A 23,670-nucleotide genomic window follows, 5' to 3' on the forward strand; every position below is an offset into this window, starting at 1 on the left:
CCAGCTATCGAAGATGCTTCCTTCCGCTCCGGCGGGCCGGTCAGCATGACAAAAAACAATCTAAATTATTATCAGTAGACCTGCTTAGTAGCTGTGATCTTCGATTTTCACTTTTCCCCGGAAGGTCCAAAACATAAATACGGTATACGTAGCCACCAGCGGCATCCCGATAACGGCAAATAACAGCATCGTGCGCAGGGAAGCATCCGACGAAGCCGCTTCGTAGATGCTGATATGGCCTCTGGGATCAACGTTCGACAAGACCAGATTTGGGTACAGCCCCATCGCAAATAGAATCAACAGCAGCGCGGTCGTGATCGACGACGAGATAAACCCCCGTTGATATTGCCGTTTTTCGATGCTCCGACGAATGTTTAAAACGATTAGCACGGCGGCAATGGCAATACCGAACAAAGCCGGATGCTGCTTAAAAATAGCCGTCATGTGGGGCACGTAGATAAGCGTTGCCATCGACGTAGCGACGAAACACAGAATAAAAAACTTGCTGGTATTATTGGCAATGATGGTCAGCCGGGTAAAAATGCGGTCTTCCGTTTTCATGATCAGGTACATCGACCCGTGCATCATAAACAGCGCCAGCACCGTAACAGCAACCAGCAGCGCGTACGGATTGAAAAAATCGCGCAGCCGTCCCACAAATTCGTGATTTGCATTGAGCGGGAGTCCCTGAATGAGATTCCCTAAAATCAGTCCCAGCAACAACGAGATAACGATACTGGACGCGCAAAAGCTGACATCCCACAGTTTTCGCCACCACTTCATGTCTTCCTTCCCCCGAAACTCAATCGAGATCGCCCGGAAAATAATGGCGACCAGAAACAGAATAAACGGCAAATACAGGACCGACAGGATCGTGCCGTACACCAGCGGAAAAGCCGCAAACAAAGCCCCCGCCCCGATAACGAGCCATACTTCGTTCCCGTCCCAGACTGGCCCAATAGCATTGAGTGCAATCCGGCGACTTTCTTCTTTCCGAAAAAACAAATGCACCGCGCCCGCACCCAGATCAAATCCATCTAAAATTCCGTAACCGCTGATCAGCGCGCCAATCAGCAAAAACCACCACGTGGGTAGATCAATTCCAAGAATGGTATCCATAAAGAAGTGAATGAGTGATTGAACGAATGGCGAACGAGTGATTGGTCGAATGGCGATTAATTCGGTGAGTTATTTCACTCTTTCGCTCAATCACTCATTCGCTCTTTGGTCATTAGTTGAGTACTGGATTCATGCGCGACGACGTTTCTTCCTGTTCCGTATCCACGTCGGGGCCGTGCTGAATTTTTTTGTTTAGCAGGTACAAAAACAAGGCAAACAGCATTACGTAAATAAACGTGAACAGAATCAGCGACGCCAGTACGTGCTCGGCTTTGACCGCCTGCGAGAGGGCATTGGAGGTGCGGAGCAACCCGTACACGACCCACGGCTGACGACCGACCTCTGCCGTATACCAACCCACCTGATTAGCAATCTGCGGCAAGAACACCGCGAAAACGAAAACGCTCATCAGCCAGCGCGTTTCGAACAGTTTTTTTCGGTAAAGCAGGTACAAACTAAACAAGGTCAGCGCAATAAGCGTCATCCCGATGGCGACCATGAGGTGATACGTCTGAAACACGAAATTGACCGCAGTCGGGCGATTTTCGGGTTTGATGCTGTTCAGACCGGGAATGGGCTGGTTGAAATCCTGATGCACCAGAAACGATAAGCCACCCGGAATTTTCAGGCCCATCGTCTTTTGTTCTTTCGCATTGACCCAACCCATCAAATACATATCCGCAGGAGCCGATTTCTCGAAGTGACCTTCCATCGCGGCCAGTTTCGCGGGTTGGTACTTAGTGACGACTTCGGCGGATTTATGCCCCGTAACCAACTGACCCAGGGCCGAAACAGCCGCTACCCAAAGCGCAATTTTGAAGGCGGCCTGTGCGTGACCAACGTGTTGCTTTTTGAGAATGTACCACGCGCTCACGCTCAACACCAGAAACGAACCAGCCAGCAACGCACCGATCAGTACGTGCGAATACCGCTCAACCGACGACGGGTTGAAAACCATCGCCCAGAAATCCGTGACGATAGCGCGGGCCTGCATGCCTTGTCCTTCGATCCGATAACCCGATGGCGTTTGTTGCCAGGAGTTGGCAACGACGATCCAGAGCGCCGAAAAAATAGAGCCCAGTGCTACCAGAACAGTCGCCATGAAATGCACGCGTGGGCTGACCTTGTTCCAGCCGAACAGCAGAATACCGAGAAAAGCCGACTCCAAGGCGAACGCGAAAATGCCTTCTGCCGCCAGCGCCGACCCGAAGATATCGCCCACGTAACGCGAGTAGGTAGCCCAGTTGGTGCCAAACTCAAACTCCATGACGATCCCCGTAGCTACGCCAATCCCGAAGATTAGCGCAAAAATCCGGACCCAGAACCGGGTCAGCTCTTCGTAAAGTTTGTTTTTTGTTTTGAGATACAGCCCTTCCATCACTACCAGACAAACGCCCAGACCAATGCTCAGGGGCGGGTAGATGTAATGAAACGCGATGGTGAAAGCGAACTGAATTCGGGAGAGTAATTCGACATTGTCCATAACCATACGATAGCAGGGACGAATCGCCGAGGTCGCAGACAGACGGTGCGATTATAGGCGAACAAGGCGAGAAAACTATCACCCGAAAGGTACAACCGGAACGCACACGGCGGACCGAATTTGCCGGGATTTTCGCTAAAAAAATACGGTCGTCTTATCCCTCGGTAACCCGCAAAGCTTTACATTCAACAAATTGATGAATCAATCCAATTACCGTGCAACCTGCCCGACCGCACTCGTTTCAGCAACAGGCTAGAAACTACATTACCGCCTTCTACCAGACGCAGCGAAATGCGTTCGTCGTTATCGTTACGCTGCTTATTTCGTTTTACATCCTGACCGTTCCCGACCAGGCCGCCGACATGATCAATGCCGTGATCGACAGCGGTGTGTTCAGTCAGTTGTTTCAGTTTATTCTGCTCAGCACGTTTATCTGGAGCTGGACCGTGTATGGCAGCACCCGCATGATTCTGCATATTTCGCCGGTTGGGATTCGGCTCAATCAGGAAGCAGACAGGCTGTTGCGCTGGCTCCCCAAACTCGGCGGCATGATTCCGGCGCTGATCTTGGCCTATGCCTTCTGGGAGCCTAACCGCTGGCAGCCGTATTTGCTGGTGCTGGAAAGTGGTCTGATGTTGGTGCTCTTTCTCCGGGTCGAGCAGCGAATTCCGGTTTTCGAACTGCCGGCACACTGGCGCTTTTCGGATCGGTACACCAGTTTCCGGCAGGACATCCGGGAGCTTTGGCGGCATCCCTTAGGCCGATTGGTCGTTTCGGGTGGCTTGCTGTTGACGGCTTTTCTGATCGTCTTGTTTAGCCTGCCCGTCGAATGGGAACTAGCTCGTCGGTTACGGCCTACGGCCATTATCATTTTCGGTATTTCGATGTACACCTTCTGGGGTAGTCTGGTGGTGTATTTCAACGACTACCGCTACCGTCCGCTGGTTCTGCTGGTCTTTCTGTACATGATCGTAATCAGTGCGTTCAACGACAACACCAGCATTCGACAGGCGACCGACGCTGCCGTACCCCCGATTGCCCAACGCCCAACGGTGGCCGCTCATTTTACACAGTGGGTGGCCGCTCGTCGGCAGGAAGATGGCGACACCATTCCGCTAGTACTTGTCGCAGCAGAGGGTGGTGGCATTCGGGCGTTGAACTGGACCGCCGAAACCCTGATTCGACTCGATTCCATCATTCCCGGTTTTAGTCGGCATGTGTACGCGCTCAGTGGCGTATCGGGCGGGGGCGTCGGAACGGTTTTCTATACGGCTTTCCTGCGTGACTTCGCCAAAAACGAACGCAGTAAACGATTCGAACAATTCCGAAAAGCCATTCGGGATGATTACTTATCGGCGGTATCAGCGACACTACTATTTCCCGAATCCGTGCAACGCTTGCTGCCAGTTCCCGTATCGGCCCTGGAACGAGCTAAGTGGTTGGAAGACTCCTGGTCAGGTTCGTATTACGACAATCTGGGTTTGAAAACGCTTGATTCGTCGCTGACCCAGTTGTATCAAACCCCTACTGGCTACAATTTTGACCTGCCTTCGCTGCTGCTGAACGGAACCCTCGCCGAATCGGGTCAGAAAGTAATCACCTCGAATCTGCAACTAGACACCCGCTATTTTAAGAATGTCCTCTCGACGCTGGATGTCATTCAGGCTGATGTTCCACTAAAAACGGCGGCTTCGTTATGTAGTCGATTTCCGGTTGTCACCAACGGCGGTTTAATCCAAAAAGATACCCTGGTGAACAACAGACGCCAACAACTGTACGGCGGACACGTAGTGGACGGCGGTTATTTCGATAATTCCGGCGTTGAAACCTGCATTCAGTTGTTGAACAATCTCGTGCCTTTCATCCGGCGACTGGACACGCTCGAACGCGTGACGGTTGTTCCGTACATTCTTTTTATACAAAACAGCAACACGGTCGGTAAGCTACCGAAGAAGCGCTCGGTGTTGCAGGAAGTGCAGATTCCGCTGCTGGCTTTTTTCAACGCCTGGGACAATGGGTCCATCACCCGCGACAACATGTTCAACTCTTTCATCGACCGCTTTGCCAACCCTAAAACGAACTACCTGACGCTCCGGCTAGCCTACAACGCCAAATATCCGCTGGGCTGGTTTATGTCCGACAGCGTCGCTAACAGCATCAGTCGGCAGGCAACCGATTCGATCAGCCTGAAGAATAAAGAACTGGTGCGCTTGAAAAAGGCATTCACTCGATAGCTAGGGGCTGGCCAGGACGCTATGTTTTATACCTACGTGGTGTCGGTTTCTCAAAACCGACACAGGTTACTGACGCCAAGTGTCGGTTTTGAGAAACCGACACCTCTCCCGAAACCGACACCTTTCCCGAAACCGACACCTCTCCCAAAACCGACACCTCTCCCAAACGATTATGCGTACAACGATCCGCGAAATGATATAGATCTAGTGGAAGTAATCGATTGGTGATTCGTATGCCGTATCTTGGAGATACGGCATACGAATCACCAATCGATTACTCCTGAAAACCACGATCACCCATCGTTGAGAAAAGCCCGCTCTATCGTACTTTAGCGGCTGAATTAACTTCTGTTTCGGACATGAACCTTCGCATTAACGGGCGTATCTGGCTTGAAACGGTCTCTGCCGACGGCGCAGAACGGTTTATCGGTATTGGTCGGCTCGAGTTACTCGGTCACATTCAGCGAACTGGCTCGATCAATCAGGCGGCCAAAGCCATGAACATGTCGTACAAGCGGGCGTGGGAAATGGTGCACTCCATGAATACCCAGGCCGCAACCCCACTGGTGACTACACAAACCGGGGGCGAAAAAGGGGGCGGCACCGTCGTAACCGCCGAAGGTGAAAAATACCTCGCCCACTACCGCGCCCTGCACGAGCGATTCCAAAAATTTATGGCCGACGAACTGGCAAACCTTCCGGCTTAACCCCTCCGAATGTCTTCGAACGGTACCATAGGATACGAAAACAAAGCGTTATTTCCCAACAAACAGAACGAAGCGTTATATTTCGCCGGCAATAACGCTTATTCATGAAACACATCTTCCTCTTTCTTTTTTTTACCAGTCAGACGGTGGCGGCTACAATGCTGCCTGATAGTACGGTCAACCCTAAAGATTCTCTTCGCAAAATTGAACTGAACGAGATTGTTGTCACCGCTTCCCGCATCTCCGAAAGCGTCCTGAAATCGCCGGTGAGTATTGAGGTACTCGACGCGCGGCAGATTCGGATGGCGGCCCAACTTTCTTACTTCGACGCGATCGAAAACCTGAAAGGGGTCCAACTCATGACCGCCAGTCTGGGCTTCAAAGTGTACAACACGCGGGGATTTGCCAATCCGACAAACGTACGGTTTGTGCAGCTTGTTGATGGTATGGACAATCAAGCTCCTCACATCGGAGCACCCATTGCCAACGCGCTGGCTCCCTCCGATCTGGACATTCAGCGGGTCGAGATTGTACCGGGCGCGGCTTCGGCGCTGTACGGCATGAATGCATTAAATGGCCTGGCGCAACTCATTACAAAAGATCCGTTTACGTCGCGCGGATTAAGCATCAGTCAGAAAACAGGCGTGAACCACATCAACGATCCGCTCTCGTCGGCGAAAGTATTCAGCGAAACCAGTCTGCGCTACGCGAATACCATCGGTTCGCGGCTGGCCTTCAAAATAAATCTAACCTACCAACGGGGCTACGACTGGATTGCCCGCGACTTAACTGATTTGAACCCTAATGCCAATACAACCCTTGGACTAACCGGCCCGGAAAACCCCGGTCGTGATCTGGTCAACAACTACGGCGATGAATCAGCGAACCGACGCACACTGACTATTGGCGGGAAGCGCTACGTGGTGTCTCGCACGGGGTATTTTGAAAACGAAACAACGGATTTGAGCCTGAATAACCTCCGGGGCGACGCGGCTATTTTCTGGCGTATTCTGCCGAAGTTAACGATCTCTTATCGCTACAAAGCAGCTACACTCGACAATGTCTACCAGCGTACAAACCGGTTCCGGCTCGACAATTACGTCCTCGACCAGCATGGCCTGACGCTCGAATCACCGTCGGTGCAGATCCGGGCGTACCGGACCCGCGAGAACACCGGCGATTCGTACAATATCCGCTCGATGGCCGAAAACATCGACAAGTCGTTCAAATCCGATAATCAGTGGTTTACTGATTTTACGAATCAATTCACGGCTAGTACGGCGGCTGGTCAACCCATCGCCAATGCGCTGGCAACCGCCCGCACCTTCGCCGATGCAGGCCGCCCACAGCCGGGTTCAGAAACGTTCGACAGCCAGATCGCCAGACTACGCAATATCAACAACTGGGACATTGGCGCGGCTCTGCGCGTAAAATCGTGGATGTACCATGTGGAAGGCCAGGTAGAACCAACACGTGTTTTGTGGGCTGGTTTCCGCCAAAAAACGGGCATTGATCTGCTGGCGGGTTTCGATTACCGACGGTATGTTGTTTTCCCCGATGGTAATTATTTTATCAATCCTGACCGTACCGATCACAATCTGATTTACGGTAAAACCGGCGGCTTCGTTCAGGCGTCGCGGTCGTTTTTCGGTGATCGGTTGAGCCTGCGTGGATCGGTACGGGTTGATAAAAACCGCTATTTCGACCCTAAAATCAATCCACGCGTTTCGCTCGTCTTCTCCCCCACCGAGAACCACAATTTTCGCGCTTCTTACCAGACCGGTTACCGGTTTCCGTCGCTTTTCGAAGCGTTCTCGAACGTCAATTCGGGAGGGGTCAAGCGCGTTGGCGGGCTAAAAATCATGTCGCAGGGTATTTTCGAGAACTCGTACTTCCGCACTTCCATTGACGCCTTCCAGAACGCGATTACCACCGACGTCAATACGAATAAGTTAACCACCGAGCAGGCTATTCAGAAAAACAAAGGGCTGCTTCGACCCAATACGTATACATACCTAAAACCAGAGCAGGTCAATAGCCTTGAGGTTGGGTACAAAGGGCTATTTTTCACGAAGAAACTATACGTAGACGTCGATTTTTACTACAACGTTTACCGCAATTTCATTGCTCAGGTCGAAGCTAACATTCCGAAACGAAGTAACCCGGATTCGATTCCCTACTACCTGGCTGACCGTAACCAGCAGGACCGCTACCGGCTCTGGACCAATTCCAAAACGACGGTGTACAACTACGGTTCCAGTCTGGGCCTACGGTACTCGGCAGGTCATAATTGGGTATTTTCCGGCAACGCGTCACTGGCCCGACTCGACCGTACGGACCAAGGCGACGGCCTGGAAGAAGCCTTTAACACACCTCAATGGATAACGAATCTAAGCGTCTCGAACCCCGACTTAGGCAATGGTTTTGGTTTTTCTATCAATTACAAATACCAGAGTTCGTTTCTGTGGCAATCGTCGCTGGCGACGGGTATGGTTCCCGCGATCAATACCTTCGACGCACAGATCAGCTACGCGCTACCAGCCCGAACGTTCGGCCCACTCTCCTTCAAATTGGGCGCTACCAATCTGCTGAATCGTTCGTACACGACCTTCACCGCCGGACCAAGCGTAGGCGGGTTTTATTATGCAACAGTGACACTAAACATCCCACAGTAAATTAGGGAACAAGCTAAAAAGCCCTGATTTTGTGTAGCAAGACACGAAATCAGGGCTTTTTATTTTTAGGTTAGTACTACTTTTTAGCGGTATACATAACCCGCCAAACTTTACCTTTTACTGAATCGGTGATGTACAGCGAACCGTCGGGACCTTGCGCCAATCCCATTGGACGCGCTTTCGCATCACCCGGACTCGCCAGATCGAGCTTACCTGCGTTGACGTTCGTGCCGGGTTTACCCTGCTCGGCTACACCCGCGAAATTTTCCGCAAACACTTCGTACTTGCCCGACGGACGACCGTCTTTCCCGAATGGAATAAACGCTACAAAGTAACCGCCCTGTTTCAGCGGAGCCCGGTTCCATGAGCCGTGGAAGCAAACAAACGCGCCATTTTTGTATTTCGCAGGAAATAGGTTACCGGTGTAAAACAGCAGGTCGTTGGGTGCCCAATGGCCGGGAAACGCCATAATCGGCTTTTCTTTTCCGGAGCAGCGGTCTTCTTTCGTGCCGTCTCCACCGTATTCAGGAGCCAGTATTTTTTTGTTTTTGTTATGGTCGTTGTAGCAGTAAGGCCAGCCAAAGTCAGCACCTTCTTTAATCATTAAAAACTCTTCCGAAGGCAGTTCCGCGCTTACTTCGTCGGTGAATACACCACCCCAGTTGTTGAGGTTATCGCGACCGTGTTGCAGCGCGTAGAGCGAATTTGTCGCCGTGTTCCAGTCGAGGGCGACGGCGTTACGGATACCCGTTGCGTACCGTTTTCCGTCCGACTGCTTCTGGTTTTGTTTGTTCGCGTCGAATACCCAGATACCGCCGTAATTTTCCAGAATCGGGCAAGGGTCCATCCCCTTCGAGCCTTTTTGCCGGTCTTTTTCCTGACAGGCGTTGGAGGGTGCTCCGAAATTGACGTACAATTTTCCATCCGGCGAGAGCGCCAGTGATTTACCCGCGTGCTGGCGTTGAAGCGTCAGACCAACGACAATCGGTTCGGCGGGGGTGGTTTCCATTACCTTACCGTTGGTCAGCTTGTAGCGGTACACCGATGTATCCGACGATGCGTACAGGTATCCATCGTAGATGCCCATACCTGTACCGGTGTAGTTGCCGAACGTCACGGTCTGATCGGCCCGACCATCGCCGTCGGTATCCAGCAGTTCAACGTTTCCTTTACCGTCTTTGAGTTTGTCCAATTTGACAAACACCGTACCCGCCTTATCGACAACGATGTGCCGAGCTTTGCCGACATTGTCAGCGAATACCAACGCCTGAAAACCCGTAGTTAGCTTGATGCCACCATTGTCGGGATCGGGCGCAATCGCGTTTCGTTTTGTGGTAATCCGGTGGTCAGTTGATGAATGAATTCTAGCTGACTTGACGGGCGGCTCAGCGACGGCGACCGTCGTAGTCATGGCCAGCAACAGTAACGTTGATTTCATGATTGAGTTTAAGTTGTAAGGATTGTTAACAGGCGTGTAACGATTGCTCGCTCACAAAAGTTTTTGGCTGTACTAGTCATTCCGTGACTAATTTGCGGCATGAGCAATGAACCCTTATCCTGGTCCGATTTTGAGAAAGTAGAAATCCGTACGGGTACGATCCTTTCCGTAGACGCTTTCCCGGAAGCCCGCAAACCAGCGTACAAACTAACGATTGATTTTGGTGATTTTGGCATTAAGCGCACCTCCGCGCAGATCACCAAACTGTACTCAATGGATGAACTGGTTGGCAAGCAGGTCGTAGCGGTCATTAACTTTCCGCCGAAACAGATCGCTACGTTTATGAGCGAATGCCTGGTTCTGGGTGCTGTCGCCGACGATGGCACCGTTACGCTTCTGCAAACCGAACGTCCGACGGTTAATGGCCTGCGCATTGGCTGATCGTCCGTTGTAAACCAGTGCGTATGACCGTATAAAAAATCATTGTCGTATTCCGACGCCGTTTTCGTTTTACACGTATGAAAACCCTTTTAGTAGCCTGCTTACTAGTTTTATCCATCGCTGCACGTACGTACGCCCAACGTGCCGATGACACATCGCATTACCGAACGGTTCCGGTTCCGGCTCACCTAATGCCCATCGAACGGACGGCGGCTTCGCTGGGGACCGTCTATTTTTACGGCGGCAAACGGCTTTCTTCACCGTTTGCGCTCGAAGTACCTTTCTACGAACTCAACGATCCGACCGTCAACCATCATTTTCGAACGTTTCGCACCTTGACGACGCTCAGCCGGTTGACGTCGCTGGCGACGCTGGCCTACGTTCTCTTCAGCAAAAACGGCAGCAACAGTACCTATTGGATCGTGTACGGATCATCGATCGGTGCGTCGCTTACGCTGGCATTTATTGGAAACGGGCACGTCAACAAAGCCGTTACGCGCTACAACGAAATGCTCCGACAGCCCCGTCTGGGCATGTCCGTTGCGCCCATACCCTTAACCGGAAGCCAGGCGATTGGTGTGGGTATTGCCTGTAAGTTCTGAAAGCAGAATCATCCGGAATCAATCCAGGACGGTCGGTGTTGATTTCAAACGAATCATCCTCTTGACTATGTAATGACATTTACGTTTCGCTCCATGCAGAAGCCACCGATCGAGTCTTACTTTCGGGAGCACTTCTCCGATGAAAGTCTGAAACGGGAAGCGCAACGGGCAGGCGTCTTATCGGCCATGTTTCTGTTCGCTACGGTAGTGCTGGCGATTTTACACCCTCTGCTGCGTAATGACAACCTGATATCCATTCCCAGCCCCGTTATGCTCACGGTTATACCCTATCTGGTGGGCATGGGCGGGTACGAATGGGGCATCCGACGCTTGTTTACGCAACAGTTGAAGCGCCATCAGGACATCCCGACGTTCTTTAAGTTTGCCAATGCTACCTTCGAGATCAGCTCTATTTCGTTTATCATCCTGATTGTATCCCGTCATCTGAGCGACCGGTTGCTGGCACTCGACAGTCCGCTGACGTACATCTACCTATTTTTCATCATTCTTTCCACTCTTCGGCTCAACTTCTGGCTATCGGTCTACACGGGTGCTATCGCCGGGGCTGAGTATATCGGTCTTTATTTTCTAATCGCTGGTTCCGTCAGCGAACCGTACCGGGAGATCGACTTGTTTGTACACCTGCCCCTGATGTTTATCATCAAAGGGGGGCTGCTGATTATGGCTGGTCTGGCAGCGGGTTATGTATCCCGGCAGATTCGGCTTAGTATTACGGATACCATTCGGGCTACTGAAACGGAGCAAAATGCCGTAACGCTGTTTGGTCAGCAGGTGTCGCCCCAGATTGCCCGCGCCGTACTGGAGCAAAAAGGAAACTATCAGAGTCACCGCATGCGTGTGGCTGTTATGTTTCTCGACATCCGCGATTTTACGAACTACGCCACTCACCAGGCTCCCGAAGACGTTATGGCGTATCAGAACACGTTCTTCGGTATCATTATCCGCATTGTCGAACAGTACGGTGGTGTTGTAAACCAGTTTCTCGGCGATGGCTGTATGATCACCTTCGGAGCGCCCGTAGAGGTGGAGAACCCCGCCGAAGTAGCCGTTGAAGCGGGGTTTACCATTCTCCGAGAAATACGCAAAGCTGTTACGGACGAGTTGATGATTCCTACGGCAATAGGCATTGGTATTCACCTCGGCGACGCGGTGGTTGGCAATATTGGCACCGAAACGCGGCAACAATATTCTGTGACGGGCAACGTCGTGATACTGGCCGCCCGCATTGAGCAGCTCAACAAACCGTTTAAAACGCAGTTTCTGGTGTCGCGGGAGGTGTACGAATCGCTGACTATGCCGCCCGAAACGGCCCGCGCCCTCGGCCCAACCGTCATCAAAGGCGTTGACGAAGAGATTGAGCTATACCAATTGTTTTAGCCTCACACCCTCTCCTGTTTGCGGGAGAAGAACTCTTCACGCGTGTCAACAGCCTTACGAAGAGCGTCTTAAAAGAAGAAACCGACGCGCAGCATGGGAATCCGATCTTCGCGGGAAAGAGCGTACAGCACAGAAATCACCGCTGTGTTGTAGGGCGACAGCCAGATACCACCGCCATAGCCGTGATGCCATACGCTTGACTTTTCGCCATCAACCCATACGCGTCCCACGTCATTAAATCCGACAATTCCGGCATACGCCGGAAAAAGATAGGTACGAATGGTCAATAAACGCAAGCGCAAATCCAGGTTATGGAAGAAAGCGCTTTCACCCGCAAAACGGGTCCGCCGGAAACCCCGGAGGTTGGTCAGTCCGCCGAGTGTGCTCGCCTGAAAAAATTCGAAGTTATCGCTTAGATTCAAACTGGTACCGACGCGAGTGGCAATGGTGAGCAGCGCAGGCAGACGGATGCTGGCATAAAACGAAAGATCAGATTGCAACTGCGTAAACGGACGCGTCTGGCTGTTTAGTCCTTTGTAAGCCGTTAATGCGGTGCGCCACAGAACACCACGGGTTGTCAAGAGAGCGTTGTTGCGGGTATCGACAGTGAAGCCTGCTTTCAGCCCACCGTACCAGAACGATTCGAATAGTCGCTCGCCGTTGGGGATGCTTTGCGCGTACTCCTGAATAAATTTTCGCTGCTCATCGTCCACTTCAACCCGCTCAACGGCAGGGCCGTAAAAAAAGGTAGCCTTCCCTACCCGATTCTGCAACAAAGCATTCAGACTCCAATTGTCGAACCGGACCCGGTAGTAGTTGACCCCGCGCTCTTTGTTGAATACGGTTTCGTTGCCGATGCCGAAGAAGTTCTGAACAAAATTTGGTGCTTTGATATCCGCATTGACAACCAGATCGGTTTTGCCAAGCAAGTCGGTAAAGGTTCCGTCGTAGTGAAAGCTAAACGCGTCCGTAGCAAAGGCATGGCTGGCCAACAGGCGATGCTGCTGCGAAAAAGGTTCCTTCCGAAAACCCTGCGTCCGGTGCAAAACACCCGCGCCCAGAAACAACCCATCGTCGGGATTCAACTGCACCGACGCCAGCGGCATGGTCAGATCGTAGCGAAAAGCCATCCGGTCATAGCGATTAACCGCTTTGTTGTCGGACAACCGACTGCGCGTTTCTGACCCTCCGGTTATCGTTGTGTTTTTACGAAGATCATACACCCACGTTTTGCGAGACAAGCCCCGCACCGACGAACTATCAACGATTACATCGTCGCCTTTACCACCGATAATGCGTACCAAACTTCCTTCCGGCGAGGCACCATGCAGTGTAAACCGGTCGTCCCCGCCTAGTCCGTATAACCGAACTTCCTCCGTTTCCTTGGCGTCGAATCGCCGTTTGTAAAGCACCTGCGTTGCTTTTTCGGCTTTATTGAGTTTGTATACAACCACATCGGTTTGCCCGTCCGGGCGTCGGGTCACGTCGAAAAGCTCGTCTTTATCGCTGCCTACCACGTCCACCGCCTTAGCCAGAAAACGGTACTGCTCATCGGCATAACGCGCAAGATCGGTCCGACGCTGACGTAACTTGGCGGCAATTGTCTCGGCCGTTAATCCGCGTGATGGCTCCGGCAGTTGGCGTAAGGCGCTGTTTATTTTCTCGTCTGTGAGGCTTTCACGCAGTGAATCAGCCATCGCCAGCCAATCGGCGCGGCCAGGCTCCGTCAGAAACGAACGGTCGAAAAAGCGGGCGTTGGTGTTGAAACCGGGGGCATACCGGAGTTTGTAATCGAATCCCTGAATTTTTGGCATCAGCCAACGCCGGCTGGCGATCTTCGGTAATATGCCTTCGTTGATAAAAAAAGCCTGATCGCGGTCGCGGGGAACCGGCTCAAACCGCAGTCCTTTTCCCGATTTGAAACTCGCCCACCGCCACTGGTCATCGTGGCGATCCCAGTCGCCAACCCACATATCGAACAGCCGCGCCCGCAGCACCGCCCGCTGATCGACGCGGTTATCGTTATCATCCTGTAGTTTTTCGAGCAGCTTGGGTGTGCTATACAGCTTGGTCGTGTTGCCAAACAAGCCGGTTCCTTTGTAATTCCCATCGGCTCGTTCTTCAAGCAGCATCAGGGTATTAGCAAACACTTGCTGGTAATCGCGAATGCTCGTGTCGTCGGGCGTTACCACCACGCGTGGGTTGGTATGATAAACACCAGCAGCTTCGGCCAGCGGAGCCACTGCTAACGCGCCAAACGGATGGGAGGCTGAAATCTGATCCTGCACGATGTCATTGGCCAGACCGCTTCGCAACTCGGTTGGGATTGCTTTTTCGGGATACTTTTCGATGGATCGAATCGCATATTCGCGCTTTTTCGGATCAACCAGCCGCAACGATAGGGTCTGCATACCACCACCCCGCTCGGTAGGGACAAGTTGTTCTTTTTTTAGATCTAATACAGGCACAGTGAGTGGGCTGGTCCATACATCCCGGTAGTTGTCCCCGAACCAAAAGCGCTTTACTGGACCGGCAGCGTAGCGCGCGCCCGGCACTACTCGTGCGTTATCGGGTTCTTTCTGAACGCTACCCGTCGAATTAGACCGGACATTAGGACGAAGCTGAATGACTTTCTGGTACAACAGTTCGCCCGTCGGACTTTCGGCACTGGGTGCGAAAAACGAAATAGTCATCTGGTCGCCGGGACCAAAATCCAGGCGAGCAAATCCTTTCTGTTCACGAGCGAATAGGGATTCTCTGGCTTTTTTGACCGCTTCTTCTTTGGAGCCACTGCCGCTGGTGAGATAGTACAGACTGTCACGCTGAATCAGTTGCAGGTTATGGTCGTGCCCGTTGGTATAGATCAGGTTGCGGTATTTATTGAACACAGCGACCATGCCGTTTCGCAACTCCCGGTATACCGGATTGGGCAAGTCTTGCAAGCTCCCGAAAACCGACCGATAAACGGGGTAAATCGAGCCAATGACCGGCAGCGGAATATACAGCCATTTGCGGAGACTCGTTAGGGGAAACAGATGATCTTTAAGCGTGTAATAACCGCCGTGCTGACCGTGACTGTACATGGGATGGTGTCCGGCAACCACCACGCGCCGATGGCGATTCCGGTACAGAATATCATCCAGTTGGGTCAGAAAATCGGGTAACGTTTTTACCCCACAGTCGGAGTTTTCGCCGGGCTTATCCCACGGATGCAGCCAGTACTGCGTATCCATCAGCACAAGCGTAAGCGAATCCGACAACGGTATCTCCACCGGACCGGGGCAGCCATCGTTCGGAAAAAACACATCGTCGCGACCCGTATACTGCCGCACAAAATCCTGCTGATTTTTAATGCGCTGCCAACCCTCACGCCCGCTTCTGTCCCAATCGTGGTTACCCGGAATGGCAAAAATTCGGCCCGGAAAGGCGGTACGCAGGTCAAGCTGCTGGCTCATTCGCCGTTCGCCATCCGCACGGTCGGGGTGATCGGCATCAGGCAAGCCATGCTGATAGATATTATCGCCCAGTAAAATCAGCGAACTGTTTGGTCCGGCCGTTTGTAGCTGAGCACGCAGTGTATTCAGGACAGGATCTTTACCATCGGGAACGGGTGCTCCGGCATCACCCAACAGAAAAATCCGATAGGCTGTCTGCGCCCGGACAGCGGTCGTCTGCCCAACGAGCCAGCCAGTAATCGACAGAAAAACCAGCGAGTAAAAAAACTTCATACGAGCAATAAGTTGAAAATAGAGGATCAATTTTGCGGAGACTTCCATCACTACATTGTACCTGGTCAACGCGTTAGCCAGAAAATCGTGCCGATCAGGCAATACATCGTATGAAATTAACCTCGGCTACGTAACGGAATCCATCTGTAATTCGTTACCTTGTAGTCTACCGGCAAGTTTAGTAAAACCAACCGTATGATCGCTCAGGAAACCACGCTGCTTCATCAAACCCGGATTTACGCCGAATCGTTGCTCAAGCAGCTTCCATTAGATTATACCTACCATAACCTGAGCCATACGCAGGATGTGGTAGCCTTTGCCAACGACATTGCCGACCAGGAAGGGATATCCGATCATGACCGGGAAACGGTACTTATTGCGGCATGGCTGCATGATGTTGGCTATCGACAAGGCTGCGTCAACCACGAAGATACAGGTATTGATCTGGCGCGCCCCTTTCTGATTAAGCTGGGTATGCCCGCCCAACGCGTTGAGGAAGTAGCCACCTGCATTGAAGCGACCAAGATGCCGCAGTCGCCCAACGGAAATCGGCTGGCAGAAATCCTGTGCGATGCGGACCTCGGCCATTTGTCAACGCCCGATTTTCTGGAACGCAGTGAGCAGCTACGGCAGGAGTTGAAACGGATGGGCAACAAAATCAGCAAGAAAAAATGGCGTAAAAAGACGGCTGGGTTTCTGGAAAATCACCATTACTTTACCCACTACGGCCAAAGCGTATTGGCCCCTCGTCAGGCGGCTAATTTAGAGACGCTTCGCCAGCAGGTCGAAGAAGACGGTGACGAGGAAGACGATGATACCAAGCCTGATAAGCCGGGCAAACACGCAAAGAAAAGCAACCGGATCGACCAGCCGTCCGGCAATTCACCAGCGGATGGGCCTCCCAAAGCGCGTAAACCGGAACGGGGCATTGAAACGATGTTTCGTCTGACGTCCCAGAATCATTTTCAGTTGAGTGCGATGGCCGACACCAAAGCCAACATCATGATATCGATCAACACCATCGTTATCTCCTTGGTGCTCAGCATCCTAATCCGAAAGCTAGAGGATTGGCCCACCCTGACCATTCCGACCGTTATGTTTACCATAACGAGCGTCATCGCTACGGTACTGGCCGTATTGGCTACGCGTCCTAACGTAACGAGCGGAACGTTCTCGCGCGAGGATATCGAACACAAAACGGCCAACCTGCTTTTCTTTGGCAACTTCCACCAGATGGACCTTACCGACTATGAGTGGGGAATGCGCCGAATGATGGACGATGCTGACTTTCTGTATTCCAGCATGATTCGCGATATCTATTTTCTGGGTAAAGTGCTGGGCAAAAAATACAAGCTTCTTCGCTGGTCCTACTCGGTATTTATGTTTGGCCTGGTTGCGTCGGTGCTGGCCTTCGGCGTCGCTGCGTACGTAAGCCGTTAATTTTCGTTCGTGTTTGGCTACAGGGCCAGGTTGTAAAATAGAATTCTGTGATTTAGTCAAGCAGAAGCGCAAACTAGGCTGGTTTGCGCTTTTTTGTTAGCTTCGCTTACTGAATCATCAAACCTATGCAACCCAAAGTACTACTACCTCTTTTTTTAGCTTCTTTTCTTTCTTCCTCCCTATCCAATGCCCAAACGATCCTAAATCGCGACGCGCAGATAGCTGATCTGGTCGGTCAGGTTTCCGCAGACAGCTTGCGGGCGCACATCGACGGACTGGTTAGTTTTGGCACGCGTCATACGCTTAGTGTTCCTATGAATGCCAACGAGCAGGCTGGCAAGCGAGGACTTGGTGCCGCCCGCCAGTGGATTCTGGGTAAGTTCAACCAGTACGCCAAGCAGTCCGGTGGTCGGTTGACCGCTACACTTGATACCTGGACGCTCCAGCCCGATGGTCGCCGGGTCGATAAGCCCGCCAACATGGGAAACGTGATGGCAACGCTTAAAGGGACCGATCCCAACGATGACCGCATTTTCATTGTGCAGGGTCATATGGACAGCCGCGTCACAAATGTTATGAACCGGGAATCTGACGCACCGGGTGCCAACGACGACGGTTCGGGTACGGCTGCGGTGATTGAACTGTGCCGCGTGATGAGCAAATCATCGTTTCCGGCTACCGTCATTTTTGTAACGCTGACGGGTGAAGAACAGGGCCTTTTAGGCGCTGAACACCTTTCTGAGCGGGCGATTAAAGAAAAATGGAACGTTGAGGGTGTGCTCAACAACGACATCATGGGCAGCAATAACAGTTCTGATACGCGCATTGTCGACAACACCCGGCTACGCGTGTTCAGCGAAGGACTCCCCGGTTCGCTCCTGAAAGATACCACCGGTCGTATTGGGCAGATTCGGCAGTTTGGTAACGAAAACGACGGAAAAGCCCGGACACTGGCCCGCTACCTGAAAGAAGTTGGCGAACGTTACGTCGAAAATATGGAAGTGGTTATGGTGTACCGCAACGACCGCTACCTGCGTGGGGGCGATCATACGCCGTACGTGCAGCGGGGGATTGCAGCCGTTCGCCTGACGGAGATGAACGAAAACTACGAGCACCAGCATCAGGATTTACGGACCCAGAACGGCATCGAGTACGGCGACTACGCTAAATTTATGGACTTCGAATATCTCCGTAAAAATACGGCAGTAAATCTGGCGACACTGGCGAATCTGGCCAAATCGCCGTCGGTACCGCAGCAGGTTACGGTTGACGTTCGGAATCTGACCAACGCAACGGTCCTGTATTGGCAAGCACCGAAGACGGGCAAGGTGAAAGGCTACTACGTGCTGATGCGCGAAACCTACTGGCCTTTCTGGCAAAAGAAATTATTCACGACCAAGCTGGGAATGACCCTACCTTACTCGAAAGACAATTATTACTTCGCCGTGCAGTCGGTCAGCGAAGACGGCAACGAAAGTTTACCTGTACTGCCTGTTCCGAATTTGCGGTAATATAAATTAACCACAGAGGCACAAAGACTATATTCTTTAGCCTGATTAAAGTCTGTCTAAAAATTTGTGTTTGATCCGTTTTTGTCATCCCGAGGCACGAGGGATCTTCGCTAAAAAAAATTGGGTCGGTTAGCGAAGATCCCTCGTGCCTCGGGATGACAAAACCACTTGTATCAGTTCGTCAGGACAAAACTTAGACAACGCTTAAACTTTCTAGAAGTTAGTCTAAATCGGTGTTTTTGTCATGGCTCTGGCCACCCGGCCCGAGGAACAGAAGTTTAAACAGGTCCATTAAAAGCAGCTCTGTGTTCTTTTCCCTCTGTGGTTACTAGTCTTTGTTTAACTACGATTGCTACAAGTAGACCGTGCCACCTATGTCTTCCCTCTCCAAGCGCCAGTTTCTAAAATCTCTCGCCGGTACAGCCGCTTTGTCAACCTGGTCAGGTCTGGATAAGGCATTTGCCAGCGCAGCCGCAACACCAGCTCCCCTTCTGGCCGAGCAGGAAGATTTTTGGGCTAAGATTCGGACGTTGTATCCGGTCACAAACGACTTTATTCAACTCGAAAACGGCTACTATTCACTGGCCGCACAACCGGTGCTGGACCGTTATGTACAACACATTCAGCAGGTCAACGCTGTTTCGTCGTATTACATGCGGACGCGCCAGTTCGATGATAAACGGGCTTCGAAAACCCAACTAGCAACATTGCTGGGCTGCTCCCCCGACGAGTTGATCATTACCCGCAACACCACTGAATCGCTGGATACGGTGATCGCCGGAATAAACTGGAAAGCAGGTGACGAAGCCGTGATGGCCGAACAGGATTATGGCGCGATGCTCGATATGTTTCGGCTTCAGGCCCGGCGATATGGTACCGTGAACCGTCTTGTATCCCTGCCTAACCATCCGCAATCCGACGACGAAATTGTAAGCCTGTACGAGAAAGCGATCACGCCAAAAACGCGTCTGCTGATGGTGTGTCACATGGTGAATATTACGGGTCAGATTATGCCGATCCGCCAGATTGTCGAGATGGCGCACCGGCATGGCGTTGAGGTATTGGTTGATGGTGCTCACGCGTTCGCGCAACTGGCATTTACGATGCCCGATCTGGGCGGTTGCGATTATTACGCCAGCAGTCTCCACAAATGGCTGGGCACACCGCTAGGCGCGGGTATTCTGTACGTGAGGAAAGACAAAATTTCGTCGCTCTGGCCTTTGTTTGCCGACAGTAGCATGCCCGACGATGATATTCGCAAACTGAACCATACCGGAACCCACCCCGTTGCCACCGATCTGGCCATTCAGGACGCGATTCGCTTCCACGAACGTATTGGTATTGAACGAAAGGAAGCGCGGCTTCGCTACCTGCAACGCTACTGGACCGACCAGATTCGTCACCATCCGAACATTGTACTAAACACGCCCGAATCGCCAACCCGCTCCTGTGCCATCGCCAACGTGGGTATAGCCACCATAAAACCAGCCGACCTATCGAAACGCCTGTTCGAGAACTACAAAATCTTTACCGTAGCCATCGACAACGCCAACGTGCGTGGCGTACGCGTTACCCCCCATCTGTACACCACCACCGCCGAACTGGACAGCTTTGTGAAAGCGTTGAAGGAACTGGCAGCCTAAACTGACAGACGCAGAATAGGGCACAAACTAACTTTTTTATCCTATTCGCTGGCACCAGAGCAACAATAACCCGTATTTGGGCGTAGTGTACGTATATAGTTTGTTCTTTTTTGTAGTTTACACCCACATACTCCGGTCAAAGCTCTGACTCCAAAATCAAATTACTATGAAGCGTTACATCTATTTACTCTGCCTGTCGGTTTCTCTTATTGGGCTAAGCTCCTGTAGCAAAAACAATGATCCTGCGCCCGTTTCACCTGTAGTTGGCCGTTGGGAATTGAACCGGGGATTATTGAGCGGATTTGTTGCCCCTTATACAAATTTGAATAGTCTCGGCCTTGATCTCTACAACTATGATTTGGGTTCGCTCAGTTCTCGAATTGATATTCGCGCTGATAAATCATTCACAGATAATATCAAGTCAGGTGGAATAGTAGACGATGCTACTGGTACATGGGATTACACAAACACACAGCTAACACTAACATATGATGCTGGTGGTCAAGATACGTACACTTATTCATCAAACGGAGGTATTGAGGAGCTGACGTCAGCTACCGAGACGATAAATTTTCCAGTGAGTAGCACCGCAACAGCTCCCGGTAGACTACAGTATGTATACCGTAAATAGTCCTTTCTCCTTCTTGTGCAAAAAAGCCGGTGGGTTTCCTACCGGCTTTTTTGCGTATTTTGGGTGCTTCTTTTACGTACTCCTCTATCTTATCGAACGCTGTTATGACCAATCGTTCTTTACTTCTCGCTCTCGCTACGCTGACCAGTTTAAGCGGTCTTGCGCAGACACCCATTAAAAAACGGCCCATCAATTCGACAGATATCTACCGGCTTCACACGCTGAGCGATCCGCAGGTCTCGCCCGATGGCAAATGGATCGTCTACGGCTTATCGACCGTTGATACCACGAAAGACAAACGCAACGCCGACCTCTGGATGACCAGCTGGGACGGAAAAGAGTCGGTCCAGATTACGAACGGGCCGGATAGCGAGTCAAAAGCGCGCTTTAGTCCCGATGGTAAATACATTTCGTTTGTGTCGGCGCGGCAGGGTGCTACCAAAGGCCAGATCTGGCTCATGGACCGCCGGGGTGGCGAAGCAAAGAAACTTACCGATCTGAAAACGGATCTAGACGAGTACGTGTGGTCGCCGGATGGCAAGAAGCTGGCCCTCGTTCTGCAAGACCCCGATTATGCTGATTCGGCCAAGACCAAGGTTCGTAAGCCGTACGTCCTCGACCGGTATCATTTCAAAGCTGATATGAAAGGCTATCTGGAAAAAGGCTCAACGCATCTGTACGTCTACGACATTGCCACGAAGAAACTGGATACGCTGACGACCGGTGCGCATGATGAAACATCGCCCGTTTGGTCGCCGGATGGCTCGCAGTTGGCGTTCGTCAGCAACCGAACCGATGACCCTGACCGGAATCAGAATACCGATATTTACGTCATCGACGCCCGCAAAGGAGCGACGATGAAGCAACTGACAACCTGGGCGGGCTCCGATAATAGTCCGGTCTGGAGTCCCGACGGCAAACGGATCGCTTATGTACGCTCCACGGCTTCGGGCAATTTTCTGATGTACGATCAGCCGGTACTGGCCGTCATCAACCAAGACGGTGGCGAACCAAAATTGCTGTCGAAAACGCTGGATCGTCCCGTCCGTAATCCAAAATGGTCCAAAGACGGGCAGACAATCGGGGTGCTGGTACTGGATGACCGCCAAACCTACGTTGGTCAATACGCGCTTGCCGATGGAAAATTCACCAAACTAATTGGCGGCAATCGGTCGTTCAGCGATCTGGAAGCCATCTCCGCTGGCAACTGGATGACGGTATCGAGCGATCCGCAGACACCATCTGAATTATACGCCCTTGAAAACGGAAACCTGCGTCGGCTCACGCACGTGCATGATGCATTCCTGGCTCCGCTTGAACTAGCCACGGTCGAAGGCTTCACGTCGAAAAGCAAAGATGGCGCGCAGGTATCGAACATCCTGTTTAAACCCGCCAATACGCCTGCCAACAAGAAACTGCCTACCATTTTTTACATCCACGGCGGACCCGTTTCGCAGGATGAGTTTTCGTTTGACCTGACCCGGCAGTTGTTGTCGGCGGGCGGTTATGCGGTGGTAGCCGTCAACTATCGCGGCAGCAATGGCCGGGGTATCGACTATACCAAAGCGATTTACTCGGATTGGGGAAACAAAGAGGTGCTGGACATTCTGGGCGCTACCGATTACGTAGTCGAAAAAGGCATTGCGGACCCTGACCGGCTGGGCATAGGTGGATGGAGTTACGGCGGTATTCTGACCAACTACACCATCGCTACTGATACGCGTTTCAAAGCAGCCGCGAGTGGGGCCGGTAGCTCGCTTCAACTATCGATGTACGGCGTTGACCAGTACACCAACCAGTACGAAAGCGAGTTGGGCGCTCCCTGGAAAAACACCGATAAATGGTTAAAACTATCATACCCCTTCCTGAAAGCCGACCGGATTAAAACGCCTACGTTATTTATGGCGGGCGAAAAAGATTTCAACGTACCGTCGTCGGGGAGTGAGCAGATGTTCCAGGCGCTTCGGTCGTTGGGCATCCCGACGCAGCTGATTATTTATCCGGGCCAGTTTCACGGGATCACGATTCCCAGCTACCAGAAAGACCGGGTTGACCGGTATCTGCAATGGTTCGATAAGTACCTGAAGCCGAAAACACTGTAATCGCTATTCAATTAATAAAGGGTTCGGTGTCGATGGCTCGTGCAATTTGAAAACCAGTATTGTCCGAAACGTTGAACTTATCCTGATTCAGTGTCATTCGAGGGTGGAGCCGGCGGGGCTGTAGTGTCGGCGGGGCCGCCCGCGCGGTTTCTCAAAACCGACACTTCGCGTCAGCAATCTGTGTCGGTTTTGAGAAACCGACACCACGGCATTCTGACAATCAAAAAAGGGTTCGGTGTTGATGGTTCGTGCAAATTAAGAACCGCACGAACCATCGACACCGAACCCTTCTGTTTTCGCAAGAGTACTCACAAAAGGTCACCACGAACAACAAATACTATTTCTTCTGCCCATATAAGAATAACCAATGTAAATTCCGAAAAATAGACTATTCTTAAAATTAAATTATTATCAATTCTAGTTAGAAAACGCTTTTGTTCGAATTAATTCGTACTTTCACAACACCCTATCTACTAAGGAATTACTATTTGGTTTACTTTTATTTTATCGCAGATAAA

Annotated in this window: 15 protein-coding genes; 11 read left to right on the forward strand and 4 right to left on the reverse strand. The window is 51.7% G+C overall.

The features are described 5' to 3' along the window. Nucleotides 1–84: 84 nt before the first annotated feature. Together cydB and M0L20_RS06050 are read right to left on the reverse strand one after the other, a co-directional pair. Complete coding sequence (gene cydB / locus M0L20_RS06045) at nt 85–1,119, reverse strand: cytochrome d ubiquinol oxidase subunit II (RefSeq protein ID WP_232559958.1); 1,035 nt, start codon at nt 1,117–1,119, stop codon at nt 85–87. Nucleotides 1,120–1,231: 112 nt separating this feature from the next. Continuing rightward, nucleotides 1,232–2,602: a cytochrome ubiquinol oxidase subunit I gene (locus tag M0L20_RS06050; protein ID WP_248476108.1), complete on the reverse strand. Its 1,371-nt coding sequence runs from the start codon at nt 2,600–2,602 to the stop codon at nt 1,232–1,234. Nucleotides 2,603–2,817: 215 nt separating this feature from the next. Between M0L20_RS06050 and M0L20_RS06055 the strand changes: the two genes are divergently transcribed. The 3 genes from M0L20_RS06055 to M0L20_RS06065 all read left to right on the forward strand — a co-directional run bounded on the left by M0L20_RS06055 (nt 2,818) and on the right by M0L20_RS06065 (nt 8,218). Then, the gene (locus M0L20_RS06055; protein ID WP_248476109.1) at nt 2,818–4,836 is read left to right on the forward strand and encodes a hypothetical protein; all 2,019 of its coding nucleotides are present in this window, start codon (nt 2,818–2,820) and stop codon (nt 4,834–4,836) included. Between the two features lie 359 nt (nt 4,837–5,195). Further along, nucleotides 5,196–5,543, forward strand: coding sequence for a winged helix-turn-helix domain-containing protein (locus tag M0L20_RS06060; RefSeq protein ID WP_232559961.1), 348 nt, complete (start codon nt 5,196–5,198; stop codon nt 5,541–5,543). A 104-nt stretch (nt 5,544–5,647) separates the two neighbouring features. Continuing rightward, entirely contained in the window at nt 5,648–8,218 is a 2,571-nt protein-coding gene (locus M0L20_RS06065) for a TonB-dependent receptor (RefSeq protein ID WP_248476111.1), read from the forward strand. Between the two features lie 76 nt (nt 8,219–8,294). Here the strand turns inward: M0L20_RS06065 and M0L20_RS06070 are convergent, their stop codons facing one another. Next, nucleotides 8,295–9,656: a PQQ-dependent sugar dehydrogenase gene (locus M0L20_RS06070; RefSeq protein WP_248476113.1), complete on the reverse strand. Its 1,362-nt coding sequence runs from the start codon at nt 9,654–9,656 to the stop codon at nt 8,295–8,297. 99 nt (nt 9,657–9,755) lie between these two features. Between M0L20_RS06070 and M0L20_RS06075 the strand changes: the two genes are divergently transcribed. The 3 genes from M0L20_RS06075 (at nt 9,756) to M0L20_RS06085 (ending at nt 12,097) form a co-directional block, all read left to right on the forward strand. Continuing rightward, nucleotides 9,756–10,097: a tRNA-binding protein gene (locus tag M0L20_RS06075; RefSeq protein ID WP_248476114.1), complete on the forward strand. Its 342-nt coding sequence runs from the start codon at nt 9,756–9,758 to the stop codon at nt 10,095–10,097. 77 nt (nt 10,098–10,174) lie between these two features. Further along, entirely contained in the window at nt 10,175–10,699 is a 525-nt protein-coding gene (locus M0L20_RS06080) for a hypothetical protein (RefSeq protein ID WP_232559965.1), read from the forward strand. Nucleotides 10,700–10,792: 93 nt separating this feature from the next. Beyond that, complete coding sequence (locus M0L20_RS06085) at nt 10,793–12,097, forward strand: adenylate/guanylate cyclase domain-containing protein (RefSeq protein ID WP_232559966.1); 1,305 nt, start codon at nt 10,793–10,795, stop codon at nt 12,095–12,097. Between the two features lie 68 nt (nt 12,098–12,165). Here the strand turns inward: M0L20_RS06085 and M0L20_RS06090 are convergent, their stop codons facing one another. Beyond that, nucleotides 12,166–15,825, reverse strand: a complete 3,660-nt coding sequence (locus M0L20_RS06090; RefSeq protein ID WP_248476116.1) for a BamA/TamA family outer membrane protein — start codon at nt 15,823–15,825, stop codon at nt 12,166–12,168. A gap of 195 nt (nt 15,826–16,020) precedes the next feature. Between M0L20_RS06090 and M0L20_RS06095 the strand changes: the two genes are divergently transcribed. The 5 genes from M0L20_RS06095 (at nt 16,021) to M0L20_RS06115 (ending at nt 23,152) form a co-directional block, all read left to right on the forward strand. After that, nucleotides 16,021–17,265, forward strand: coding sequence for a Pycsar system effector family protein (locus M0L20_RS06095; RefSeq protein WP_248476117.1), 1,245 nt, complete (start codon nt 16,021–16,023; stop codon nt 17,263–17,265). Between the two features lie 125 nt (nt 17,266–17,390). Beyond that, on the forward strand, nt 17,391–18,776 hold the full coding sequence (locus M0L20_RS06100) for a M28 family metallopeptidase (RefSeq protein WP_248476118.1): 1,386 nt from the start codon (nt 17,391–17,393) through the stop codon (nt 18,774–18,776). A gap of 374 nt (nt 18,777–19,150) precedes the next feature. Continuing rightward, complete coding sequence (locus M0L20_RS06105; RefSeq protein ID WP_248476119.1) at nt 19,151–20,419, forward strand: aminotransferase class V-fold PLP-dependent enzyme; 1,269 nt, start codon at nt 19,151–19,153, stop codon at nt 20,417–20,419. A gap of 166 nt (nt 20,420–20,585) precedes the next feature. Continuing rightward, nucleotides 20,586–21,050: a lipocalin family protein gene (locus M0L20_RS06110; protein ID WP_248476126.1), complete on the forward strand. Its 465-nt coding sequence runs from the start codon at nt 20,586–20,588 to the stop codon at nt 21,048–21,050. 104 nt (nt 21,051–21,154) lie between these two features. Then, nucleotides 21,155–23,152: an alpha/beta hydrolase family protein gene (locus tag M0L20_RS06115; protein ID WP_248476128.1), complete on the forward strand. Its 1,998-nt coding sequence runs from the start codon at nt 21,155–21,157 to the stop codon at nt 23,150–23,152. The last annotated feature ends 518 nt before the right edge of the window (nt 23,153–23,670 follow it).

This window comes from Spirosoma liriopis, assembly GCF_023196085.1.
Lineage (GTDB): Bacteria > Bacteroidota > Bacteroidia > Cytophagales > Spirosomataceae > Spirosoma > Spirosoma oryzicola.

What these genes read in the sequence shown, in the direction of transcription:
- M0L20_RS06090 (WP_248476116.1), bottom strand. Translation starts at nt 15,825, where the DNA reads ATGAAGTTTTTTTACTCGCTGGTTTTTCTGTCGATTACTGGCTGGCTC.
- M0L20_RS06075 (WP_248476114.1), top strand. Translation starts at nt 9,756, where the DNA reads ATGAGCAATGAACCCTTATCCTGGTCCGATTTTGAGAAAGTAGAAATC.
- M0L20_RS06060 (WP_232559961.1), top strand. Translation starts at nt 5,196, where the DNA reads ATGAACCTTCGCATTAACGGGCGTATCTGGCTTGAAACGGTCTCTGCC.
- M0L20_RS06105 (WP_248476119.1), top strand. Translation starts at nt 19,151, where the DNA reads ATGTCTTCCCTCTCCAAGCGCCAGTTTCTAAAATCTCTCGCCGGTACA.
- M0L20_RS06080 (WP_232559965.1), top strand. Translation starts at nt 10,175, where the DNA reads ATGAAAACCCTTTTAGTAGCCTGCTTACTAGTTTTATCCATCGCTGCA.
- M0L20_RS06070 (WP_248476113.1), bottom strand. Translation starts at nt 9,656, where the DNA reads ATGAAATCAACGTTACTGTTGCTGGCCATGACTACGACGGTCGCCGTC.
- M0L20_RS06050 (WP_248476108.1), bottom strand. Translation starts at nt 2,602, where the DNA reads ATGGACAATGTCGAATTACTCTCCCGAATTCAGTTCGCTTTCACCATC.
- M0L20_RS06095 (WP_248476117.1), top strand. Translation starts at nt 16,021, where the DNA reads ATGATCGCTCAGGAAACCACGCTGCTTCATCAAACCCGGATTTACGCC.
- M0L20_RS06110 (WP_248476126.1), top strand. Translation starts at nt 20,586, where the DNA reads ATGAAGCGTTACATCTATTTACTCTGCCTGTCGGTTTCTCTTATTGGG.
- cydB (WP_232559958.1), bottom strand. Translation starts at nt 1,119, where the DNA reads ATGGATACCATTCTTGGAATTGATCTACCCACGTGGTGGTTTTTGCTG.
- M0L20_RS06065 (WP_248476111.1), top strand. Translation starts at nt 5,648, where the DNA reads ATGAAACACATCTTCCTCTTTCTTTTTTTTACCAGTCAGACGGTGGCG.
- M0L20_RS06115 (WP_248476128.1), top strand. Translation starts at nt 21,155, where the DNA reads ATGACCAATCGTTCTTTACTTCTCGCTCTCGCTACGCTGACCAGTTTA.
- M0L20_RS06100 (WP_248476118.1), top strand. Translation starts at nt 17,391, where the DNA reads ATGCAACCCAAAGTACTACTACCTCTTTTTTTAGCTTCTTTTCTTTCT.
- M0L20_RS06085 (WP_232559966.1), top strand. Translation starts at nt 10,793, where the DNA reads ATGCAGAAGCCACCGATCGAGTCTTACTTTCGGGAGCACTTCTCCGAT.